Origin of the sequence: Mesobacillus subterraneus (genome assembly GCF_020524355.2) — a bacterium.
In the GTDB taxonomy this organism is placed as follows: domain Bacteria; phylum Bacillota; class Bacilli; order Bacillales; family Cytobacillaceae; genus Mesobacillus; species Mesobacillus subterraneus_C.
This window is the reverse complement of record NZ_CP129019.1, coordinates 579,668-602,605: the sequence shown is the minus strand read 5'-3', so window position 1 is coordinate 602,605 and position 22,938 is coordinate 579,668. Positions and strand designations below refer to the sequence as shown.

Here is a 22,938-nt window from a genome sequence, read left to right as displayed (position 1 = left end):
TGCCTTTGGCGGAAGCTTTTTCTATGTTTCTTAAAATTACGAGCGGGTATTTAGTATGTATGAACACGAATTAAAACTAAGGATGTGTATATATGCTGACAAATGACCAGCTTAATCAATTGAAGCAAACGCTTATAGATGAAAAAGAAACACTTAATTCGCAAATAGATCACACTAATGAGGAAGGTTACCTTGAGGGCAGCCAGCGTGAAGCAACAGGGGAGTTGTCTTCATATGATAATCACCCCGCTGACAGTGGTACAGAACTGTTTGAACGCAGCAAGAACCTGGCGTTGGACGAGCATCATGATGAACAGATTGGAAAAGTCGATCAAGCCCTAGAGGCTATTGAGGATGGTACCTACGGTAAATGCGCAGAGTGCGGCAAAGAGATCCCGTTTGAACGTCTTGAAATTGTGCCATATACCTTATATTGTGTCGAGCACTCACAAGAACAAAACCTATCAAACGGCCGTCCGGCGGAAGAGGATGTATTGGAATATACTCATGACACAAACTTTGACCGTAGGCAAAATGAAGAAATGGCCGACAACAGAAACAGCTTTGATGACGTAGCAGAATTCGGAACATCGGAAACTCCATCCGATCTTACCGGTGATCATGAAGATTATAATAAGCTCTATATTGACAATGAAAAAGAACGCGGCTTCACGGAAGATCTTGAATCCTTTAGCGCTACTGACATTGAAGGTGATGATCGACAAGTATTCCAAAGTGATGCGGAAGAGGACTATGAGGAAAAGCTGGACGAAACCGGCATGGAATCAGAACTTGGTAATATCCCTTTTAAAGAGGGAGATAGTTATATAGAGGATAATAAGAAAAAAAATGAATAAGCAAAAAGCCTCAGTTCATCGACTGAGGCTTTTTCAATCGTGGAAGATATCGATTTGAAAAATAACAGCCCGAAAACCATTAGCAAACAGAATTTCCGTTTTGGGGAAGATGGATTCCATAAGGACTATTAGCAGCTGCTATAACCATTTTAAGGATAAAAATGATCTCAGTGGCGATTATTTATGATCCTTCTGCCCAGTTTATGTTAATTTGCAACTCCAATGACGACTATTGGTGAATCGTTTTACCAGTTTATGTAATATCCCAACTCCAATGACGGCTATTGATGAATCATTTTACCAGTTTTTGTTACATCACAACTCCAATGACGACTATTGATGAATCATTTTACCAGTTTTTGTTACATCACAACTCCAATGACGGCTATTGATGAATCATTTTACCAGTTTTTGTTACATCACAACTCCAATGACGACTATTGATGAATTGTTTTACCATTTTATGTTATTTAGCGCCTGGAATTTTTCCATATTATACGGTAAATCAAAAAAAATTGGAGAGATTAATCTCCAATCCCAGTATTCAATATTTACTCGGCAGCTTCAGCATCTGCTTTTGTTTCATGGACTGTTCCGAATGGATGTTCAGGTGGTGCATAGATGACATATACCTTAAGCTTTGTATCGCCAATATTGGTGACATTATGCCACTTTCCTTCAGGTATCATGATCGCGTAGTCGTCAGATACTCTAGACTCAAAATCGAGATTATCTTTGCTGTCCCCCATTTGTACGAGCGCTTCGCCTTCTTCTACACGGATAAATTGATCGCCAGTTTCGTGAACTTCCAGGCCAATGTCATCACCCACATCGATGCTCATGACTGTCACCTGAAGGTTTCTCCCCGTCCATAAGGCGGTACGGAATGTCTCGTTTTGCGTAGTTGCCTCTTCTATATTGATGGTAAATGGTTCTTTGCCATAGTCCTGCAAACGGGGATCTGTCTCTTGACGCAGGCATTCTAACCTTGTTGCATGCTCTAATTCATCCGCGAACGCGCGGAAAAACACATTGCTCACCGGCAGGTTTTGGGTAAGCAAATAGCTGTTTCGATATTCATGATAATCTTCTACTTCTGTTTCATAAGCCTTTTGCAAACCTTCTCGATATGATTGGAAGTTCACCCGGTCATACTGATACTGCAGCCTTTGGTCAGTTAAAGTGACATACAGATCAGTAAATTGCCTTAAGTGGATATGTTTATCCTCTAACGCCTTCATTATCGCTTTCTTATGTCTCTGGTTTGGCGCTGATTCCGCCAGGCGACTGTAAAAATCAACCGCTGAAGCTTCCCCTTTTATTCCAGCAAGCAGCGCTTCAAGTACTTGCTGATGGCTATTTTGGCTGGATCTAGGGCTATATGCTGAAGAATCAACATAATATGGATAGGAATAGGGTGGAACGTTATACAATTAGCTCATTCCCTTCACAGGTTTTATCAACCTATCCTATGCCCAGTCCCCAGGAAACGTACATTGTTCAATTTTTGGACAAGAATATTCCTGCTGCAGATTCCCAAACTAAATGTACCTCAATAGAAATGGAGATAAACGATGAGTATCATTTTAGCTTTACTGGCCGCACTATTTGCTTCCTTTACCGCCATTCTAGCGAAAATTGGAATTGAAGATGTCGATTCAAACCTGGCAACGGCTGTCAGGACGATCGTAGTTGTAATCATGGCCTACTTGATGGTCTTAATTACCGGCCAAACTGAAAGCATTGCTGCAGTGTCAATGAAATCATTCATTTTCCTAGTTCTCTCTGGATTGACAACCGGTCTTTCCTGGCTTGCCTTTTTTAAAGCAATTCAGATTGGCGATGTATCAAAAGTTGTCCCAATTGATAAGGCCAGTGTCGTATTGACGATTGTGTTATCCTTCATAGTATTGAGGGAGCCTGCAACCATGCCTGTTGTGGCAGGTGGTGTCATTATTTCTATTGGAACCTTTGTGCTGATTGGGAAAGACAAAAAGAAGAAAAAGCAGAGAAAAAAGGTATTCAACACAAAGTCATATATTTTTCTCGCCATCATGTCAGCAGTTTTCGCTGCCCTGACAAATATCCTGGCGAAAATCGGAATTGAGGATGTTGACTCCAATGTGGCCACCTTCATCCGTACAGTCGTGATCGTCATTTTTGCATGGGGAATTGTGTTTTTCCAGGGCACTGTGAAGGACCTCAGAAAAATCTCAAGGAAATCTTACATTTTTCTAATCCTATCAGGTGCAGCAACAGGCTTCTCATGGTTATGTTATTTTGCAGCACTGGCAATCGGAAAAGTGAGCATCGTCAATCCGATTGATAAGTTCAGCGTCGTATTGACCATGACCCTGAGCTTCATCATTTTAAAAGAAAAGCCAACTAAATCTACCGTCTCAGGTGCAGTGTTGATTACTATTGGGACTGCTTTGCTGATTTTATAGGAGGTTCACTGACCTCAAATGGGGCTATAACATATTTCTATTTGCTCGTTGAATTTCTTCTGTATCAACAGACTTACACGACCAAATTCAGGCATTTTCAGCCTCCTATGTTGTTCCTCGTCCTACACTTTTCCAGAATAACAAAAGGCCAAATCATCATCGATTTGGCCTGAAGCTTCTTAAACTTTTAAAGCAGATTGTACTTTCCAGATTTGATCTGCGTATTCCATAATGGTCCTGTCACTGGAGAAATAACCTGACCTCGCGATGTTAACCAGGCTCTTTTTCAGCCATGCATTTCGATTCAAATAACTCCGGCTGACCTCCTCGTGAGCCTCTGTATATGAAGCGAAATCTCTCAATACAAAATATTGGTCGTTATGGCCAAGCAAGGTATCAAAGATTTCATTGAAATGGTTTTCTGTATCAGGGAAGAATCCATTGACCAGCTGATCGACCACTTCCCTGATCCGCTCATCGTGGTGATAATATTCGAGCGAATGGTAGCCGCCATTATTCTGGTAATCAAGCACTTCCTCTGCGGTCAACCCGAATAGGAAGATATTCTCCCTGCCAACCAAATCGGTGATTTCGACATTTGCGCCATCAAGCGTCCCAAGGGTCATGGCACCGTTCATCATGAATTTCATATTCCCTGTTCCTGAAGCTTCTTTGCTTGCGGTTGAGATTTGTTCACTGATATCCGCAGCCGGAAAAATATCCTCAGCCAGAGAGACGCGGTAATTTTCAAGAAATACAACTTTCAGCTTTCCATTAGTTGCGGGATCATTGTTCACCTTATCGGCCACACAGTTAATCAGCTTAATGACTTTCTTGGCAAAATAATAGCCAGGAGATGCCTTTGCACCGAAAATAAATGTTCGCGGATATAGCAATGCTTCAGGATCCTTTTTCAAAAAATTATACAAATGCATGATGTGCAGTACATTCAGCAGCTGACGCTTATAAGCGTGAAGTCTTTTTACCTGGACATCAAAAATTGATTCTGTATCAACCTGTATCCCTGTTTTATCCAGAATCCGCTTTGCCAGACGCTCTTTATTTCCCTGCTTGATTTCATGCAATTTCTCAAGGAAAGCAGAGTCGGTATTAAACCGCATCAAATTCTCCAATTGTTGAGGGGATGAAACCCATTCAGGCCCAATAGCATCCGTGATCAACCCTGACAGCCCCGGATTCGCCTTCAACAGCCAGCGTCGGTGGGTAATTCCATTTGTCTTGTTGTTAAAACGCTCAGGATAAAACTGATAAAACAGGTTCATCTCCCTGTTTTTCAGGATCTCGGTGTGAAGCTGTGCAACGCCATTGACGCTGTGGCTTCCGACAATGGCAAGTGGCGCCATACGCACCTCTTCATGGGCGATGATTGCCATGTTTTCAACCCTGCTCCAGTCGCCTGGATACTGCTCCCACACCTCCTTTGCAGAAGCGCTCATTGATTTCCTCAACAATCATGAAAATACGTGGCAGCAGCGGCTTGAAGATCCGGATCGGCCATCTCTCCAGCGCCTCAGCCAGTGTCGTATGGTTCGTATAGGAAAGCGTCTGCACGGTAATGTCCCAGGCATCGTCCCACCCAAGGCCTTCCTCATCCATCAGTATTCTCATCAGTTCAGGAACGGCTATCGCAGGGTGCGTGTCATTAATATGGATGCTCACATAATCATGAAACTCTAGCAAACTCTTATTCTTCTTTTTAAAAGAATTCACTATCGCCTTCAAACTGGACGTGACCAGGAAATATTGCTGCTTGAGACGAAGGATTTTTCCTTCATCATGCGTGTCATCCGGATAAAGAAATTCAGAAACCGATTCGGTATCCTTCTTGTATTTAAAAATATCTGCATTTGCCGGGAACCTGGATGGCTCGGCATTCCACAGTCTCAACGTGTTGACTGTCTGAGTCTCGTAGCCGATGACAGGCAGGTCGTAAGGTACAGCCATGATAGTCTCGGCGTTCAGGTGCCTGAAAACAAGCCGCCCATTCTCCATCCTGCTTTCGATTTCACCCCAGAATGGGACCTCGACCGCATCATCCGCCTTGCGCACCTCCCAAACATGGCCATGTCTCAGCCATTGCTCAGGAAGCTCCACTTGATAGCCATCGACTATTTTTTGCTCGAATAGACCGTGTTTATAGCGAATTCCGCAGCCATGTCCGGGCAAATCAAGAGATGCAAGGGAATCAAGGAAACAGGCAGCTAGGCGGCCGAGACCGCCATTGCCAAGCCCGGCATCCGCCTCGATTTCCTCCAGCTGATCCAGCTCGATGCCCAGATCCCTGAGCCCCTCACAGACCACTTTTTCGACGCCTAAATTAATCAGGTTATGCCTCAGCAGCCAGCCCAGCAGGAACTCAATTGACAAGTAATAGACCTGTTTCTTCGCTCCGGCACGATATAATTCGTTTGTTTTGATCCAATCAGAACTCACATGCTCCCTGATCATATGCCCGAGAGTCTGGAACTGCTCACGGCTCGTGCTTTCTTCAAAGCTGGTTCCAAACATCATCTCGAGTTTTTTCAAGAAAGCATTTTTGAATTTAGGAACACTAGAAAACATGCGATTCACTCCTTGAGATGAGATCGGTATACAACTCATTGTATTGTTTGGCAGATTGTACCCAGCTATAGTCTGTTTCCATAGCATTTTTCGCCAGCATAAGCCATTTTTCGCGCTTATGGTAAAAAGACAACGCCCGTTGGATTGTAAAGAGCATGTCATGGGCATTGAAGTCGGCAAAGGAAAAACCATTGCCCTCACCATTAAATTCATTATAAGACTGTACGGTATCGTTCAGGCCACCTGTCTCTCTCACAACAGGAATGGATCCATAACGCATTGCGATCATCTGGCTCAGACCGCATGGCTCGAACCTGGATGGCATCAGGAACAAATCAGATCCTGCGTAGACCAGATGGGCCAGATTCTCATCAAAGCCGATGTATATGCCACACTGTTCAGGATAACGCGCTGACATATCCCTGAAAAATTGCTCAAACTCAGGGTCTCCTGATCCCAGCACGACAAGTTGCATTCCTGTCGCCAGGATTTCATGGAAAACTCCCCTGACCAAATCGAGACCCTTTTGCTTCGTCAGCCTAGTTATCATTGCTGCAACAGGAATATTTTCGTTTTCAGGCAAACCGAAATCACGCTGGACCTGAAGCTTGTTTTCGACTCTTCTTTCAAGTGAGTCCACTCCGAAATTGGCAGCCAATCCAGAGTACCTTTCAGGATCATATAAATCGTGATCAATCCCATTCAGTATTCCAGATAGATCCTCGCTTCTTTTACGCAGGATGCCATCCAGCTTTTCACCAAAATAATCTGTCTGAATTTCATTCTTGTACGTAGGACTGACCGTAGTAATATGGTCAGATGCAATCAAAGCCGCTTTCATGAAATTGGCATTCCCGAAAAACTCCAGCTGCTCTTCATTGAAATAACGGCTGTCAATCTGCAGCAAGTTCTCCAATACTGATGGAGGGAAAATCCCCTGGAACTGCAGATTATGAATCGTAAACACGGACTGTATCAATCCGTAGCCATGGCGCTTATAGTACTCTGTCCTTAGTAAAAAGGGAATCATGCCTGTATGCCAGTCATGGCAATGAATCACATCAGGGTAGAATTCGATTTCTCCGATGAATTCAAGGACAGCTCTGTTAAAAAACGCGAACCGTTCCCCATCATCATAATGTCCGTAAAGGCTATCGCGCTTGAAATAATACTCATTGTCTACAAAATAGAAAGTAACACCTTCATGCTCAAGAGTTTCAATGCCACAATATTGCGAGCGCCAGCCTAGTTGCACATTATACTCTTTTACTTTCTTCATTTCAGAACGGAATCTCTCAGGTATCAAACCATATTTCGGTAATATGACCCGGACATCCGTCCCCAGCTTTTTGAGTCCTTTTGGAAGTGAGCCCGCTACATCCGCCAGTCCGCCTGACTTGATGAACGGGACACATTCCGAAACGGCAAATAATACCTTCACGACCTGCTCCCCACTCCCTGGACCGTACCCTTGCGGATAACAGCCGGTGATTCTGCTGGCGCTGTTATCACAGTTCCTGCTTCAATTCTTACATCCTTATCAACAATCACTGAATCCAATTGACAATTCTCCTTAATCTGCGTCTTCTGCATGATGATGCAATTGCGGATGACGGTACCCTTGCCGATTTTTACTCCGCGAGCAATGATGCTGTTTTCGACAGTCCCTTCAATCATTCCGCCATTGGCTACCATCGAATTTCTTACGGATGCATCATTATCATAACGGGTAGGCGGCTCATCCTTCACCTTGGTCAGGATTGGCCTGTCTTTCGGGAACAACTCCTTCCAGACTTCAGGTTTAAGCAAATCCATGCTCGTTTTAAAATACTGATCAATTGTATCAACCATCGAGGCGTACCCTTCAAAGTTGTAGTAGCAGAGATGGAACTGGCTATCATGATCAGACGCGACATCCCTCATATTTGAGTAGCCAGTTTCATTGCGCGTCGTGATCAAATCCATCAATAATGTCTTTTTAACAAGGTACATGCCTAAGGATTTTCCTTCCTTATGCACCTCCGTGATATCGCACCCTGACTTGATATGCCAATCCAGCAGCGGCTGGAAATCCATATTGAATACCGTATATGAGTTAGCAATCAATGCATACTCCTGTGCAGCCCGTTCAAAAAAATCAATGTTGTCAGCAAAATGGTCCAGCGTGCCAATTCCTGTATAATGTTTATCCAGGTTAGGCGCAGGGAAGAAAAATAGTCCATCCCTTTTCCGGTTAAGATCCCAGTTCCTCCCTGACCCCAAATGGTCCATCAGCGATCTGTATTGAAATTTAGGGAAAATCGCTACGCTCTGGATTCCAGAGTTGACCATATTGGAAAGGATAAAATCAATCAGTCTGTATCGCCCGCCAAACGGGATTGCTGCCACCGACCGGTGAATGGACAGTTCATGCAGATCATCGTGAACCGTTGTCGCATCTATTACTCCTAATAGTTGTTTATTCATTTCTTTTACCTCCTGAATCGGTTCAATTGGATTGCAATTCTCCGATGGTTTCTTCAGATACTAGTGTAATGTCATTCTCGCTCTCGTCCGGCTTTATGATTGTTCCATCCGGAACATAGACACCAGGGGATACAATCGCTTTTTCAATCACACAGTTGTGTCCGATCACAGCATCTGGCATGATAACAGTTTCCTTTATAACCGCTCCCTTTTTCACCGTCACTCCCTGGAATACTACCGTTCTGGAAACCTCTCCTTCAATTTTGCAGCCTTCATTGACCAGTGACTCTGATACTTCCCCTTCTGGGCAAATATATTGCGGAGGCTGATTTGGATTGACAGAGTAGATTCGCCAAGAGTGATCAAACAGGTTCAACTCACATTCTTTATCCAATAAATCCATATTCGCTTCCCAAAGACTTTGCACTGTCCCAACATCTTTCCAGTAGCCTTTAAAAGGATAGGCAAATAAGTTCATATTTTCTTGTATTAACAGAGGAATGATATCCTTGCCAAAATCATGGCTGGAATCAGGATTCTGGTCATCCCTTATCAGATATTCCCTTAAAACGTTCCATTTAAAAATATAAATCCCCATCGAAGCGAGATTATTTTTCGCTATGTCCGGTTTTTCTTCGAATTCAGTGATTCTCAGCTCAGAATCGGTATTCATGATTCCGAACCGATTCGTCTCTTCCCAAGGCACCTCTATGACCGAAATGGTCACATCAGCACTTTTTTCGATATGGTAATTGAGCATAGATTCATAATTCATTTTATAAATATGGTCACCAGAAAGAATCAACACGTACTCAGGGTTATACTGATCTAGGTAGTTCAGGTTCTGAAAAATGGCGCTAGCGGTACCGGAATACCATTTCACTTCGGAGCTTTCAGAATAAGGCGGCAGTACCGTCACACCGCCATCCTTCCTGTCGAGGTCCCATGCGCTGCCGATGCCAATATAAGAATTGAGCAAAAGCGGCTGGTACTGCGTTAATACGCCTACTGTATGGATTCCTGAGTTCGTGCAATTGCTTAACGGGAAATCGATGATTCGATATTTGCCTCCAAACGGGACAGCAGGCTTAGCGAGATTCTTCGTCAATGAGTGCAGCCGGCTTCCTTTTCCTCCTGCCAACAGCATTGCTACGCATTTCTTCTTTTGCATGATTGTTTCTCCCCTTTCTTTTTATAACAGGACGTAAAACTGAGATTCCGAATGGAGAAATATTCATCTCTATAGAATATGGTCTTCCATGGAAGGCTATTTCTTCAGCTTTCATTACTTTTTTATTGATGACACCCGAACCTCCAAAAACCAGGGCATCACTGTTCAAAATTTCCCGATATTCACCCTGCTTTGGCACGCCGATTCGATAATCGCTATATACTTTTTCTGTAAAATTGCAAACGATGACCAGAAGTTCTTCAGGATTCTTCCCTTTTCTGATAAATGAAAAAATGGACTGGTCACGGTTATCAGCATCGATCCACTCAAAGCCTTCATAGCTTTGATCGACCTCATACAGCGGCTTTGAACGCTTATACAATTTGATAAGTTCCTTATTATAATGGTTCATCTTTTCGTGCATTTCATAATTGAAAAGATTCCAGTCCAACTGTTCCTTATCCTTCCATTCCGAGAACTGCCCAAATTCAGTCCCCATGAACGTCAGCTTCTTTCCTGGGTGTGCTGTCATGAACCCTAGCAATCCCCTCAGCTGTGCGAACTTTTGCCAGTAATCGCCCGGCATCTTATCAAGAAGAGACTTCTTCCCGTGGACGACTTCATCATGTGAAAAGGGCAGAACAAAATTCTCTGAAAATGCATAAAGCAACGAAAAGGTAACTTTCTCATGTATATGCTTCCTGTTATGGGATTCTTCCTCCATATACTTCAATGTGTCATTCATCCATCCCATGTTCCACTTGTATGTAAAACCAAGACCGCCATACTCCACAGGAGCCGTCACCTTCGGCCAGTCAGTCGAATCCTCTGCGATCATCAGCGCTCCCGGCTCATATTCCTTGACCGCTTTGTTCAGCTTTTTTAAAAACTCTACTCCATATTGGTTCGCCGCATGGATGGAATTCGGCCAGTAGATGATATTGGCCCACAGCATCAACCCTGAAGCCGTCAATATGGTATTTCTCCAGCCAGAAAAGTGCACTCGAAATCAGGAAGCTCTGTACCTCTGTTTTTCCCAAGTCGAAGTTGGCAGTTCCCCAAACATGGTTCTCACGATCATTCTCCCGCTGATATTCAAACACATAGCTGCCATCAAACTGGTACAGCCCATGAGCATCCTTGCAAAAATGCCCCGGAATCCAATCAAGGAAGACCCCGATTCCGTTTTGGTGGCACCTATCAACGAAATACATGAAATCATGAGGCGAACCATACCTGCTTGTAACCGAAAAATAGCCTGTGGATTGGTAGCCCCAAGAGATGTCGAGCGGATGCTCAGTTAGAGGCAATAATTCGATATGTGTGTATCCGTGCTCAACAATATATGGGATTAACTCATCAACGAGCTCGCGATATGTAAAGAACGAACCATCCTCATGCTTTTTCCATGAACCCACATGCAGTTCATAAATGAACATCGGCTCATCGAATGTGCTCCTCTTCTCACGCTTCTGAAGCCACTTCTGGTCGTTCCATTTGTAGCCGTCTATTGAGTAGACAATCGAAGCTGTGTCTGGCCTTAATTCAGAGAAAAATGCATAAGGATCAGATTTGAGCCTTCGTTCACCAGACGCAGTTACGATCTCATATTTATAAATGGCCCCGGTCAAGTCCCCCTCAAGAGCGAGCTGCCAGACCCCCCTCCTGATTGACTTTATGAAACTCGTAGCCATTTCCATCCCAATTATTAAAATCACCTGCAAGCCTGACCTGAGCCGCTTTAGGAGCCCACACACAAAATCGAGTATATGTTTCAATTCCTTTTTTAATGACATGTGCTCCAAATAAATTGTAACTCTGGAACAGATTGCCTTCATGGAACAAATGTAATTCATACTCTGTAGGATTAATCACCAAGATCCTTCCACCTGCCTTCCGTAAAACTTATGAAAACTCCCTTTTTAAGTAGTATTCTAGTTACCATATAAAATCCCTTGTGAACATTTTTTAAATATTTCGACAATAATACTCATTAAATAATGATATTCGACAAATCCAACTAAATGGTAGCGCTTCAATGTACTAAATCTTCCAATTGCGCGGTATTTGTAGAACGAAAGTTGAATATAGAATAATTATTTTTGGGAAGGGTGAGTTGATTTTATTATGTTTGATAGAGAAACGAGAATAAAAAACATTTTTGTATTGATAACGTTTTCATTTTGTAGAAGAAGTGATGAGAGAGTGTTTGGATATGAGGGCTACTAAATTTGACATGCTACGGAAGTGATTAAGCAATTTAATTTCGGAGTGATATCGGAGTGATAGTTGTACAGCTAGCCAGATCATGTGACTGTCTCGTTATTTACGAGTAGTAAGTGCCGTACACTCGCTTCCTTGGTCATTAGGTTATCTATCACTTCTATATATGACCGGTTTTCTTCTTTATCCCATTAACCGGGTACATATCTCTTCTTTATGTGACCGGTTTTTCTCCTTTGTTACTTAACCGAGTACATATATATCTTAATGTCATTATGAATATCCGCTTTGCTTAGTACTTGATGCTGCTTACTGTAATTCTTAAACAGCACCTCAGAGCAAGTTCGAAGCAAATACCTGGTTGCTGTGTGGAATTTTTTAAGAGCAGAACAAAAAGCGCAAGCGCCTCGTTCAGCCCCGACAAGCGCTGGAGGGCCTGACAGTGAAGTCGTTCTTTGACTTCATTGGCAGGACCGAAGCGTCTCGAGGGGCTAGGCGCTGGAGCTGGATTAGGAAAACTACATGTAGTTATCCACACTTAAATAATTTTATAATTTCCTAAAAAATAAAAAAAACTGTTAGCATAAATGCTAACAGCTTTCCTTATGACCCCTACGGGATTCGAACCCGTGTTACCGCCGTGAAAGGGCGGTGTCTTAACCGCTTGACCAAGGAGCCTAGTGGCGGAGAAGGAGGGATTTGAACCCTCGCGCCGGTTACCCGACCTACACCCTTAGCAGGGGCGCCTCTTCAGCCTCTTGAGTACTTCCCCATAAAAATGGCTCCGCAGGTAGGATTCGAACCTACGACCGCTCGGTTAACAGCCGAGTGCTCTACCACTGAGCTACTGCGGAATAATATAAAAAATGGGCCTAAGTGGACTCGAACCACCGACCTCACGCTTATCAGGCGTGCGCTCTAACCAGCTGAGCTATAGGCCCTTATGGAGCGGGTGAAGAGAATCGAACTCTCATCATCAGCTTGGAAGGCTGAGGTTTTACCACTAAACTACACCCGCAAAAAATGGGGCGACTGATGGGAATCGAACCCACGAATGCCTGAACCACAATCAGGTGCGTTAACCACTTCGCCACAACCGCCATGTCAATTATTGAATATTACTTGAAATTAAATAAGGTGGCTCAGGACGGAATCGAACCGCCGACACAAGGATTTTCAGTCCTTTGCTCTACCGACTGAGCTACTGAGCCACTATAATATTGCACCCTAAACTTTTACCAGTTTAAGTCCTTTGTTCGAATGACCTTCGGTCTTTCTCACAGATTGCCGCAGAAGCTTATTCAGGATGTGAGCAATCTGCTCTACCGACTGAGCTACTGAGCCACTATAAATATTGCTTCCTAAACTTTTACTGGTTTAGGTCCTTTGCTCGAATGACCTTCGGTCTTTCTCGCAAGTTGCCGCAGAAGCGTATTCGAAGATGTGAGCAACTTGCTCTACCGACTGAGCTGCTGAGCCACTAAAATATTGTTGTCTAAACTTTATTAGACCTATGTCATTTACTCGTTTATTAGAGTAAAAATGGCGGTCCCGACCGGGATCGAACCGGCGATCTCCTGCGTGACAGGCAGGCATGTTAACCGCTACACCACGGGACCAGATTGCGGGGGCAGGATTTGAACCTGCGACCTTCGGGTTATGAGCCCGACGAGCTACCGGACTGCTCCACCCCGCGACGATATTAATCATATAATAATGTTTATGCTCTAAGTGAGCATGGACTGTCCCGATCTCAGGAAGCTTAATCAAGAAGCAGCTCGATCGGTACAACTCGCAGCATATTCAGTGAAGTAACGCTCGTTGCTCCACCCCGCGACGATATTAATGATATTAAAATTATGGAGGAGGTAGAGGGATTCGAACCCCCGCGCGGTGTTACCCGCCTGTCGGTTTTCAAGACCGATCCCTTCAGCCAGACTTGGGTATACCTCCGTATGAAATAAGCAATGGTGGACCTTGTAGGACTCGAACCTACGACCGGACGGTTATGAGCCGTCTGCTCTAACCAGCTGAGCTAAAGGTCCAGGATATCCTAGATTGAATAGGTTCAACCAGATTGAATTTGGTAGCGGCGGAGGGGATCGAACCCCCGACCTTACGGGTATGAACCGTACGCTCTAGCCAGCTGAGCTACACCGCCAAATTATTATTTAAAATTTATATGGTGGAGCCTAGCGGGATCGAACCGCTGACCTCCTGCGTGCAAGGCAGGCGCTCTCCCAGCTGAGCTAAAGCCCCATATAATATAAGTAGCATGGTCGGGAAGACAGGATTCGAACCTGCGACCCCTTGGTCCCAAACCAAGTGCTCTACCAAGCTGAGCTACTCCCCGATAAAGAGAAAATATAATGGCGCGCCCGAAAGGAGTCGAACCCATAACCTTCTGATCCGTAGTCAGACGCTCTATCCAATTGAGCTACGGGCGCAATATAAATGTTTATTAGCTAACTTGGTGGTGCCGAGGACCGGAATCGAACCGGTACGGTAGTCACCTACCGCAGGATTTTAAGTCCTGTGCGTCTGCCAGTTCCGCCACCCCGGCTTAGGAACTATGGAGCGGAAGACGGGATTCGAACCCGCGACCCCAACCTTGGCAAGGTTGTATTCTACCACTGAACTACTTCCGCAAACCTTATGTTTTTAAAAATGGTGCGGGTGAAGGGAGTCGAACCCCCACGCCTTGCGGCGCCAGATCCTAAGTCTGGTGCGTCTGCCAATTCCGCCACACCCGCATATTTGGTATAATGTTATTTTACTTTCGTAAAAAACATTGGTGAGCCATGAAGGACTCGAACCTTCGACCCTCTGATTAAAAGTCAGATGCTCTACCGACTGAGCTAATGGCTCGTACAAAAGGTGCCGGCAAGAGGACTTGAACCCCCAACCTACTGATTACAAGTCAGTTGCTCTACCAATTGAGCTACACCGGCATAATGAGTAGAAAATATATGGTGGAGGATGACGGGATCGAACCGCCGACCCTCTGCTTGTAAGGCAGATGCTCTCCCAGCTGAGCTAATCCTCCATTTGAAACTGCCCGGCGACGTCCTACTCTCACAGGGGGAAACCCCCAACTACCATCGGCGCTGAGAAGCTTAACTTCCGTGTTCGGTATGGGAACGGGTGTGACCTTCTCGCTATCGTCACCAGACATTTTTTAAAGACAATCTCTATTATACTGTCTTTTATTCATTTTGCAAGAGAAAATTTTAAAAAGTTATTTTGCTTAACAAAAAACTTTATTCCCTCAAAACTAGATAATGTGTAAGAAGAATTCAAGAAAAACGAGTAATCTAATTTGGTTAAGTCCTCGAACGATTAGTATCAGTCAGCTCCACACGTCACCGCGCTTCCACCTCTGACCTATCAACCTGATCATCTTTCAGGGTTCTTACTAGCTTGCGCTATGGGAAATCTCATCTTGAGGGGGGCTTCATGCTTAGATGCTTTCAGCACTTATCCCGTCCGCACATAGCTACCCAGCGATGCCTTTGGCAAGACAACTGGTACACCAGCGGTGCGTCCATCCCGGTCCTCTCGTACTAAGGACAGCTCCTCTCAAATTTCCTGCGCCCACGACGGATAGGGACCGAACTGTCTCACGACGTTCTGAACCCAGCTCGCGTACCGCTTTAATGGGCGAACAGCCCAACCCTTGGGACCGACTACAGCCCCAGGATGCGATGAGCCGACATCGAGGTGCCAAACCTCCCCGTCGATGTGGACTCTTGGGGGAGATAAGCCTGTTATCCCCGGGGTAGCTTTTATCCGTTGAGCGATGGCCCTTCCATGCGGAACCACCGGATCACTAAGCCCGACTTTCGTCCCTGCTCGACTTGTAGGTCTCGCAGTCAAGCTCCCTTGTGCCTTTACACTCTGCGAATGATTTCCAACCATTCTGAGGGAACCTTTGGGCGCCTCCGTTACTCTTTAGAGGCGACCGCCCCAGTCAAACTGCCCACCTGACACTGTCTCCCGCCCCGATCATCAGGGCGTGGGTTAGAATTTCAATACAGCCAGGGTAGTATCCCACCAGCGCCTCCACCGAAGCTGGCGCTCCGGTTTCTCAGGCTCCTACCTATCCTGTACAAGCTGTACCAAAATTCAATATCAGGCTACAGTAAAGCTCCACGGGGTCTTTCCGTCCTGTCGCGGGTAACCTGCATCTTCACAGGTACTATAATTTCACCGAGTCTCTCGTTGAGACAGTGCCCAGATCGTTACGCCTTTCGTGCGGGTCGGAACTTACCCGACAAGGAATTTCGCTACCTTAGGACCGTTATAGTTACGGCCGCCGTTTACTGGGGCTTCGATTCAGAGCTTCGCGTGAGCTAACCCCTCCTCTTAACCTTCCAGCACCGGGCAGGCGTCAGCCCCTATACTTCGCCTTGCGGCTTCGCAGAGACCTGTGTTTTTGCTAAACAGTCGCCTGGGCCTATTCACTGCGGCTCATCTAGGCTATTCACCCAAATGAGCACCCCTTCTCCCGAAGTTACGGGGTCATTTTGCCGAGTTCCTTAACGAGAGTTCTCTCGCTCACCTTAGGATTCTCTCCTCGCCTACCTGTGTCGGTTTGCGGTACGGGCACCTTTTATCTCGCTAGAGGCTTTTCTTGGCAGTGTGAAATCAGGAACTTCGGTACTATATTTCCCTCGCTGTCACAGCTCAGCCTTCACGCAAGCGGGATTTGCCTCACTTGCAGCCTTACTGCTTAGACGCGCATATCCAACAGCGCGCTTACCCTATCCTACTGCGTCCCCCCCATTGCTCAAACGATAAAGAGGTGGTACAGGAATATCAACCTGTTGTCCATCGCCTACGCCTTTCGGCCTCGGCTTAGGTCCCGACTAACCCTGAGAGGACGAGCCTTCCTCAGGAAACCTTGGGCATTCGGTGGATGGGATTCTCACCCATCTTTCGCTACTCATACCGGCATTCTCACTTCTAAGCGCTCCACCAGTCCTTACGGTCTGACTTCAACGCCCTTAGAACGCTCTCCTACCACTGACATCTAAGATGTCAATCCACAGCTTCGGTGATACGTTTAGCCCCGGTACATTTTCGGCGCAGAGTCACTCGACCAGTGAGCTATTACGCACTCTTTAAATGGTGGCTGCTTCTAAGCCAACATCCTGGTTGTCTAAGCAACTCCACATCCTTTTCCACTTAACGTATACTTTGGGACCTTAGCTGGTGGTCTGGGCTGTTTCCCTTTTGACTACGGATCTTATCACTCGCAGTCTGACTCCCACGGATAAGTCTTTGGCATTCGGAGTTTGTCTGAATTCGGTAACCCGATGAGGCTACTAGTCCAAACAGTGCTCTACCTCCAAGACTCTTACAACGTGAGGCTAGCCCTAAAGCTATTTCGGAGAGAACCAGCTATCTCCAAGTTCGATTGGAATTTCTCCGCTACCCACACCTCATCCCCGCACTTTTCAACGTGCGTGGGTTCGAAGCCTCCAGTTGGTGTTACCCAACCTTCACCCTGGACATGGGTAGATCACCTGGTTTCGGGTCTACGACCACATACTAAATTCGCCCTATTCAGACTCGCTTTCGCTGCGGCTCCGTCTTCTCAACTTAACCTTGCATGTAATCGTAACTCGCCGGTTCATTCTACAAAGGCACGCCATCACCCATGAACGGGCTCTGACTACTTGTAGGCACACGGTTTCAGGATCTATTTCACTCCCCTTCCGGGGTGCTTTTCACCTTTCCCTCACGGTACTGGTTCACTATCGGTCACTAGGGAGTATTTAGCCTTGGGAGATGGTCCTCCCAGCTTCCGACGGGATTTCTCGTGTCCCGCCGTACTCAGGATCCACTCAGGAGGGAACGAAGTTTCAACTACAGGGTTTTTACCTTCTCTGACGGTACTTTCCAGACCACTTCATCTACCCCGTTCCTTTGTAACTCCATGTTGAGTGTCCTACAACCCCAAGAGGCAAGCCTCTTGGTTTGGGCTATGTCCCGTTTCGCTCGCCGCTACTCAGGGAATCGCGTTTGCTTTCTCTTCCTCCGGGTACTTAGATGTTTCAGTTCCCCGGGTCTGCCTTCAATACCCTATGTATTCAGGTAAAGATACTGTTCCATTACGAACAGTGGGTTTCCCCATTCGGAAATCTCCGGATCAAAGCTTACTTACAGCTCCCCGAAGCATATCGGTGTTAGTCCCGTCCTTCATCGGCTCCTAGTGCCAAGGCATCCACCGTGCGCCCTTTCTAACTTAACCTAAAAGGTCATTTCTCTATTAAATAGAGAGAAAAACTAAAATGGCGATCACTCGGTTTTTTCTTGGTTCTTCTTACTTACGATTATCTAGTTTTCAAGGAACAAAAAAGTCTTGAGGCAATTGCTCCCTCAAAACTAAACAAACAAGCTAGTCAACTATGTGGATTACATCCACAGTACGAACCAGAAGGTTCGCATTCCGATTGCCTTTACGGCAATATCCTTAGAAAGGAGGTGATCCAGCCGCACCTTCCGATACGGCTACCTTGTTACGACTTCACCCCAATCATCTGTCCCACCTTAGGCGGCTGGCTCCATAAAGGTTACCCCACCGACTTCGGGTGTTACAAACTCTCGTGGTGTGACGGGCGGTGTGTACAAGGCCCGGGAACGTATTCACCGCGGCATGCTGATCCGCGATTACTAGCGATTCCGGCTTCATGCAGGCGAGTTGCAGCCTGCAATCCGAACTGAGAATGGATTTATGGGATTGGCTCGACCTCGCGGCTTCGCGACCCTTTGTTCCATCCATTGTAGCACGTGTGTAGCCCAGGTCATAAGGGGCATGATGATTTGACGTCATCCCCACCTTCCTCCGGTTTGTCACCGGCAGTCACCTTAGAGTGCCCAACTGAATGCTGGCAACTAAGATCAAGGGTTGCGCTCGTTGCGGGACTTAACCCAACATCTCACGACACGAGCTGACGACAACCATGCACCACCTGTCACTCTGTCCCCCGAAGGACGCCCTATCTCTAGGGAAATCAAGAGGATGTCAAGACCTGGTAAGGTTCTTCGCGTTGCTTCGAATTAAACCACATGCTCCACCGCTTGTGCGGTACTCGTCAATTCCTTTGAGTTTCAGCCTTGCGGCCGTACTCCCCAGGCGGAGTGCTTAATGCGTTTGCTGCAGCACTAAAGGGCGGAAACCCTCTAACACTTAGCACTCATCGTTTACGGCGTGGACTACCAGGGTATCTAATCCTGTTCGCTCCCCACGCTTTCGCGCCTCAGCGTCAGTTACAGACCAGAGAGCCGCCTTCGCCACTGGTGTTCCTCCACATCTCTACGCATTTCACCGCTACACGTGGAATTCCGCTCTCCTCTTCTGCACTCAAGTTCCCCAGTTTCCAATGACCCTCCCCGGTTGAGCCGGGGGCTTTCACATCAGACTTAAGGAACCGCCTGCGCGCGCTTTACGCCCAATAATTCCGGACAACGCTTGCCACCTACGTATTACCGCGGTTGCTGGCACGTAGTTAGCCGTGGCTTTCTGGTCAGGTACCGTCAAGGTACCGGCAGTTACTCCGATACTTGTTCTTCCCTGACAACAGAACTTTACGACCCGAAAGCCTTCATCGTTCACGCGGCGTTGCTCCGTCAGACTTTCGTCCATTGCGGAAGATTCCCTACTGCTGCCTCCCGTAGGAGTCTGGTAGTGTGTCTCAGTCCCAGTGTGGTGATCACCCTCTCAGGTCGGCTACGCATCGTTGCCTTGGTGAGCCGTTACCTCACCAACTAGCTAATGCGCCGCGGGCCCATCTGTAAGTGACAGCCGAAACCGTCTTTCAGCTTTCCCTCATGAGAGGGAAAGGATTATCCGGTATTAGCTCCGGTTTCCCGAAGTTATCCCAGTCTTACAGGCAGGTTGCCCACGTGTTACTCACCCGTCCGCCGCTGATCTTCAAAAGCAAGCTAATGAAGATCCGCTCGACTTGCATGTATTAGGCACGCCGCCAGCGTTCGTCCTGAGCCAGGATCAAACTCTCCAAGAAAGAGTATGAGTTTAGCTCATAATTTAAAACGTTGGCTAGTGATCAACTATATAATAGAAGTCACTATAAATATTGTTTGTTGACGCTTGTTTGTTTAGTTTTCAAAGAGCAAGTTGTTTAGCTTGTCGCCTAGAAGCGACTTTATTAATATAACACGCTGATTTGTTATTGTCAACATCATTTTTTGTTTTTCTTTTTCGTAAAAACTGATGTTTATTTTTTCAATTCAACGCTGTTTTTCTGAAGCGAGATTAAATATACCATGGATAAAATATGTTTGCAATATAATTTTAAAAGATTTTTTCACAATAAGAGAATTATTATCATGTCTTCCATGTTTCTTCTTATTAAAGCCTTTTATTAATAATTCTCTGCTCATGCTCATATAATGGACCAGACAAACTATTTTAAAGAGGTGATCCTATTTGCTGCAATCCATTGCACTTTATCTCTCACTTATCATGGCAATACTTTTATTTAGCATTGCCTACATTGAAGCCATTACAATAGCAAACGCTGAAGGAAAGGTTCACGGAGGTACTCTTATTTTAAGCTCTGTCTGTGCATTATTGTTTTCAAGGTTCACTTATCTATTCATTTAAAAAATCCCCTCTCCAAAGGGGATTTTTTGATTTTACCTTACAGAGTTATTTGCACCTATACTCTTATAGTTTTTCTATAGTAGTCTGATGCAGCATTTTTATATTCTTCCAAATATAAGCTACTTCGAGATATTTCTTTCCTGCAATATTCACAACTTCTTCTCCAGCTTTTTGTGGCTGAAGGCTTTCATAAAACTTCCGGCTTTCATTATCGGCTAACACCCAAACGAGCATGGCTTCATAATCTTGCTTCAGCAAATCTTCCAAACCCGCTAAAAGTAGCTTCATTCCCAGTTTCATTCCTTGGTACTCTTTAAGAATATAGATTGCGTACAATTCTCCATCGGCATCAAAATTTCCTGATCTTTCTTTACCAAAAGATGCAAAGCCAACTATCTCTCCCTCTGAATTAACAGCGACAAAAACCGGTGATGTATCAGCACTTTCAGACAAGCTTTTTTTCCATAAAGGTTTCCGGTCATCCACCTTCAAAGAATCTAAGTAATCCTGACTTACTATTCCCTGATAAGTTTCTTGCCAGCTTCTAACGTGGACCTTGGCAATGCCGCTCGCATCTTCAATCGTAGCTTTTCTAATTTGCACTTTCATCCCCTACCCCGAGATTGATTTAATTTCGGCTTGATTTTTTATCTTCATCTTTCTTTCATCTACTAAAAACAATGTTATCCCAGCAATAACAACTAGTCCTCCGATCACCTGTGTCAAAATTACTTTTTCACCGAGCAGGTAGTAAGCCAGAACGGTTGCACCAACTGGTTCAAATAGTATCGCCATGGATATGACCGATGCGCTGATCCATTTTATCGACCAGTTAAACAGTGTATGGCCTAGCAATGTAGGAATCAGCGCCAGAAGGATAAAGTATACCCAATCACTTGCAGGGTATGGATAAAAAGAATCACCTACTGCTATTACATAGAAGAATAAAGTAATTGAACTGATGGTATAGACGATAAAAGTATAGGTAATCAAAGACATTCTTTTCCTAACGGTTTGGCCGAATAGAAGGTATACAGTTACTAATGCGCAGGCTATAATCGCCAAAAAGTCCCCGAATAGTGCGCTTCCGCTGATTTTAAAATCACCCCAACTGATGATGAAACTGCCGCCAATTGCTATTAAGCCGCTTAAAATTGCTTTAACTGACACACGTTCCTTAAAGAATAAGTAAGCTCCTATAAATGCGAAAAGCGGCTGAAGTGTAACCAGCACTGTTGAGCTTGCTACCGAGGTATAGTTCAGAGATTCGAACCAGAGTATAAAGTGAAAGGCCAGAAATATCCCTGCTATCCCGGAGAATACCCAATCCCGTTTCGTAATAAGACGAAGTTCTGAAACATACTTTATAAGAAACACCGGCAGCATTAAAAGTACAGAAAAGAATAATCGATAAAAAGCTATGACTCCCGACGGCGCGGATGAGACTTTGACCAGGATTGCAGAAGTTGAGACTGCCACTACACCGATGGCTACCGCCAAATATGGATTTACTTTAGGTGCTTCCATTTCCATTCTCCTTTAAGTAACACGTTGTGAATTATATGTATTTTACAATGAAATCAAACTTTAATCTTGAATTAAATTAAAATTTCATCAGAAAAGTTTAGTCCATCATTTTTAGGGAAAGTAAATACATCTTATCAGGGGCAGGAGAAACGACATGTTCTTTTCAATTGATATGGAAATCTTACTTAAGTTAGGGATATCCGCTTTTTTGGGTCTGGTGATCGGGCTTGAAAGGGAGATTAAACGGAAACCGGTTGGTCTTAAAACAAGCCTAGTTATATCGATTGTCAGCTGTCTTTTGACAATTGTGTCAAGTGAGTCGGCTTATATGTTCCCCGGGGATGAAGATGTGAATATCACAATGGACCCTCTTCGTTTGGCAGCCCAAATCGTATCGGGTATCGGCTTCCTCGGTGCCGGTGTTATTTTACGAAGAGGGAATGACACAATATCGGGTCTGACTACAGCTGCAATGATCTGGGGTGCAGCTGGTATTGGAATCACAGTTGGAGCCGGATTTTACTGGGAAGCCATTGCAGGTGTTGCTCTACTTATTGTGAGTGTGGAATTCATACCGTTTCTGATGACTTTCATAGGTCCAAGGCAATTAAGGGAAAAAGAGATCCGTCTGCAGTTCAATGTCAATGGCCGGGAAAGCATTGCAAATATCATTACCAGGATTAAAGGGGAAAAAATTGCATTGAAAAACGTTCGCATCAAGGATCTGGAGGAAGGCAACCAGCTAGTACAATTGATTGTCACTGTGGACTTCCGCAGAAAGACGACGGATGTGTATGAAACCGTGTCTGAAATCGAAGGGATTAACCGGGTAGAAATCGAAGGCTTATAGGAAAAGCCGCTCAATTGCGGCTTTTTTAGTTCACTTATAAATTTTATCTTGCATGTCCGGCAAGATGATTATATAATCTTTCTTGTACCTTATCTATTTAGATATGGGGGATTAGCTCAGCTGGGAGAGCGCAACGCTGGCAGCGTTGAGGTCAGGGGTTCGAGCCCCCTATTCTCCATCAA

At 45.1% G+C, this 22,938-nt stretch carries 9 protein-coding genes, 22 tRNA genes, 3 rRNA genes and 2 pseudogenes; 4 read left to right on the top strand and 32 right to left on the bottom strand.

Annotation, left to right across the window (positions count from 1 at the left end; translation table 11 throughout):
* Positions 1–92 precede the first annotated feature (92 nt).
* Positions 93–857, top strand: a complete 765-nt coding sequence (locus LC048_RS02995; RefSeq protein WP_226606805.1) for a TraR/DksA C4-type zinc finger protein — start codon at positions 93–95, stop codon at positions 855–857.
* 551 nt (positions 858–1,408) lie between these two features.
* Here LC048_RS02995 and LC048_RS02990 read toward each other — a convergent pair.
* Positions 1,409–2,290: a cupin domain-containing protein gene (locus LC048_RS02990; protein WP_306049389.1), complete on the bottom strand. Its 882-nt coding sequence runs from the start codon at positions 2,288–2,290 to the stop codon at positions 1,409–1,411.
* A 141-nt stretch (positions 2,291–2,431) separates the two neighbouring features.
* On the opposite strand from LC048_RS02990, the gene LC048_RS02985 reads away from it, so the two are divergent.
* Positions 2,432–3,304 carry an EamA family transporter gene (locus LC048_RS02985; RefSeq protein WP_226606809.1) on the top strand — a complete coding sequence of 291 codons (873 nt, stop codon included), beginning with the start codon at positions 2,432–2,434 and terminating at the stop codon, positions 3,302–3,304.
* 179 nt (positions 3,305–3,483) lie between these two features.
* Here LC048_RS02985 and LC048_RS02980 read toward each other — a convergent pair.
* The 31 genes and pseudogenes from LC048_RS02980 to LC048_RS02830 all read right to left on the bottom strand — a co-directional run bounded on the left by LC048_RS02980 (position 3,484) and on the right by LC048_RS02830 (position 21,906).
* Positions 3,484–5,887, bottom strand: a pseudogene (locus tag LC048_RS02980) (glycogen/starch/alpha-glucan phosphorylase).
* Entirely contained in the window at positions 5,877–7,328 is a 1,452-nt protein-coding gene (gene glgA, locus LC048_RS02975) for a glycogen synthase GlgA (RefSeq protein WP_226606812.1), read from the bottom strand. The pseudogene LC048_RS02980 and the gene glgA overlap by 11 nt, the downstream one beginning before the upstream one ends.
* The gene (locus LC048_RS02970) at positions 7,325–8,353 is read right to left on the bottom strand and encodes a GlgC family sugar phosphate nucleotidyltransferase (RefSeq protein WP_226606814.1); all 1,029 of its coding nucleotides are present in this window, start codon (positions 8,351–8,353) and stop codon (positions 7,325–7,327) included. The genes glgA and LC048_RS02970 overlap by 4 nt, the downstream gene beginning before the upstream one ends.
* Positions 8,354–8,375: 22 nt before the next feature.
* Positions 8,376–9,524, bottom strand: coding sequence for a glucose-1-phosphate adenylyltransferase (locus LC048_RS02965; protein WP_264188536.1), 1,149 nt, complete (start codon positions 9,522–9,524; stop codon positions 8,376–8,378).
* Positions 9,442–11,405 (bottom strand): annotated as a pseudogene (glgB, locus tag LC048_RS02960) (1,4-alpha-glucan branching protein GlgB). The gene LC048_RS02965 and the pseudogene glgB overlap by 83 nt, the downstream one beginning before the upstream one ends.
* 948 nt (positions 11,406–12,353) lie before the next feature.
* Positions 12,354–12,425: transfer RNA gene (locus tag LC048_RS02955), tRNA-Glu, on the bottom strand.
* A 3-nt stretch (positions 12,426–12,428) separates the two neighbouring features.
* Positions 12,429–12,519: transfer RNA gene (locus tag LC048_RS02950), tRNA-Ser, on the bottom strand.
* A gap of 7 nt (positions 12,520–12,526) precedes the next feature.
* A tRNA-Asn gene (locus LC048_RS02945) sits at positions 12,527–12,601 on the bottom strand.
* Between the two features lie 13 nt (positions 12,602–12,614).
* A tRNA-Ile gene (locus tag LC048_RS02940) sits at positions 12,615–12,688 on the bottom strand.
* A gap of 3 nt (positions 12,689–12,691) precedes the next feature.
* Positions 12,692–12,765 (bottom strand) — tRNA-Gly (locus LC048_RS02935).
* 6 nt (positions 12,766–12,771) lie between these two features.
* Positions 12,772–12,847, bottom strand: a tRNA-His gene (locus LC048_RS02930).
* A 38-nt stretch (positions 12,848–12,885) separates the two neighbouring features.
* Positions 12,886–12,958: transfer RNA gene (locus LC048_RS02925), tRNA-Phe, on the bottom strand.
* A gap of 332 nt (positions 12,959–13,290) precedes the next feature.
* Positions 13,291–13,366, bottom strand: a tRNA-Asp gene (locus LC048_RS02920).
* 3 nt (positions 13,367–13,369) lie between these two features.
* Positions 13,370–13,443, bottom strand: a tRNA-Met gene (locus LC048_RS02915).
* Between the two features lie 164 nt (positions 13,444–13,607).
* Positions 13,608–13,700, bottom strand: a tRNA-Ser gene (locus LC048_RS02910).
* Between the two features lie 15 nt (positions 13,701–13,715).
* Positions 13,716–13,792, bottom strand: a tRNA-Ile gene (locus LC048_RS02905).
* Between the two features lie 39 nt (positions 13,793–13,831).
* Positions 13,832–13,908 (bottom strand) — tRNA-Met (locus LC048_RS02900).
* 22 nt (positions 13,909–13,930) lie between these two features.
* Positions 13,931–14,006: transfer RNA gene (locus tag LC048_RS02895), tRNA-Ala, on the bottom strand.
* Between the two features lie 17 nt (positions 14,007–14,023).
* Positions 14,024–14,100, bottom strand: a tRNA-Pro gene (locus LC048_RS02890).
* A 17-nt stretch (positions 14,101–14,117) separates the two neighbouring features.
* A tRNA-Arg gene (locus LC048_RS02885) sits at positions 14,118–14,194 on the bottom strand.
* Positions 14,195–14,221: 27 nt separating this feature from the next.
* A tRNA-Leu gene (locus tag LC048_RS02880) sits at positions 14,222–14,310 on the bottom strand.
* A 10-nt stretch (positions 14,311–14,320) separates the two neighbouring features.
* Positions 14,321–14,395: transfer RNA gene (locus LC048_RS02875), tRNA-Gly, on the bottom strand.
* A gap of 20 nt (positions 14,396–14,415) precedes the next feature.
* Positions 14,416–14,500: transfer RNA gene (locus tag LC048_RS02870), tRNA-Leu, on the bottom strand.
* Between the two features lie 39 nt (positions 14,501–14,539).
* Positions 14,540–14,615: transfer RNA gene (locus LC048_RS02865), tRNA-Lys, on the bottom strand.
* A gap of 10 nt (positions 14,616–14,625) precedes the next feature.
* Positions 14,626–14,698 (bottom strand) — tRNA-Thr (locus LC048_RS02860).
* Positions 14,699–14,717: 19 nt separating this feature from the next.
* A tRNA-Val gene (locus LC048_RS02855) sits at positions 14,718–14,793 on the bottom strand.
* Positions 14,794–14,803: 10 nt separating this feature from the next.
* Positions 14,804–14,919: ribosomal RNA gene (gene rrf, locus LC048_RS02850) — 5S ribosomal RNA — on the bottom strand.
* A gap of 147 nt (positions 14,920–15,066) precedes the next feature.
* A 23S ribosomal RNA gene (locus tag LC048_RS02845) occupies positions 15,067–18,003 on the bottom strand.
* A gap of 226 nt (positions 18,004–18,229) precedes the next feature.
* A 16S ribosomal RNA gene (locus tag LC048_RS02840) occupies positions 18,230–19,777 on the bottom strand.
* Together the 16S, 23S and 5S rRNA genes with 21 tRNA genes alongside form the textbook arrangement of a ribosomal RNA operon.
* Before the next feature lie 665 nt (positions 19,778–20,442).
* The gene (locus LC048_RS02835; protein WP_226601992.1) at positions 20,443–20,988 is read right to left on the bottom strand and encodes a GNAT family N-acetyltransferase; all 546 of its coding nucleotides are present in this window, start codon (positions 20,986–20,988) and stop codon (positions 20,443–20,445) included.
* A 3-nt stretch (positions 20,989–20,991) separates the two neighbouring features.
* On the bottom strand, positions 20,992–21,906 hold the full coding sequence (locus tag LC048_RS02830; protein WP_226601991.1) for a DMT family transporter: 915 nt from the start codon (positions 21,904–21,906) through the stop codon (positions 20,992–20,994).
* A gap of 154 nt (positions 21,907–22,060) precedes the next feature.
* Here LC048_RS02830 and LC048_RS02825 point away from each other — a divergent pair, with 154 nt between their 5' ends.
* Both LC048_RS02825 and LC048_RS02820 read left to right on the top strand, forming a co-directional pair.
* Positions 22,061–22,756: an MgtC/SapB family protein gene (locus LC048_RS02825; protein ID WP_226601990.1), complete on the top strand. Its 696-nt coding sequence runs from the start codon at positions 22,061–22,063 to the stop codon at positions 22,754–22,756.
* A 105-nt stretch (positions 22,757–22,861) separates the two neighbouring features.
* Positions 22,862–22,934, top strand: a tRNA-Ala gene (locus tag LC048_RS02820).
* Positions 22,935–22,938: the final 4 nt, after the last annotated feature.

What these genes read in the sequence shown, in the direction of transcription:
- LC048_RS02995 (WP_226606805.1), top strand. Translation starts at nt 93, where the DNA reads ATGCTGACAAATGACCAGCTTAATCAATTGAAGCAAACGCTTATAGAT.
- LC048_RS02985 (WP_226606809.1), top strand. Translation starts at nt 2,432, where the DNA reads ATGAGTATCATTTTAGCTTTACTGGCCGCACTATTTGCTTCCTTTACC.
- LC048_RS02970 (WP_226606814.1), bottom strand. Translation starts at nt 8,353, where the DNA reads ATGAATAAACAACTATTAGGAGTAATAGATGCGACAACGGTTCACGAT.
- LC048_RS02965 (WP_264188536.1), bottom strand. Translation starts at nt 9,524, where the DNA reads ATGCAAAAGAAGAAATGCGTAGCAATGCTGTTGGCAGGAGGAAAAGGA.
- LC048_RS02835 (WP_226601992.1), bottom strand. Translation starts at nt 20,988, where the DNA reads ATGAAAGTGCAAATTAGAAAAGCTACGATTGAAGATGCGAGCGGCATT.
- LC048_RS02830 (WP_226601991.1), bottom strand. Translation starts at nt 21,906, where the DNA reads ATGGAAGCACCTAAAGTAAATCCATATTTGGCGGTAGCCATCGGTGTA.
- LC048_RS02825 (WP_226601990.1), top strand. Translation starts at nt 22,061, where the DNA reads ATGTTCTTTTCAATTGATATGGAAATCTTACTTAAGTTAGGGATATCC.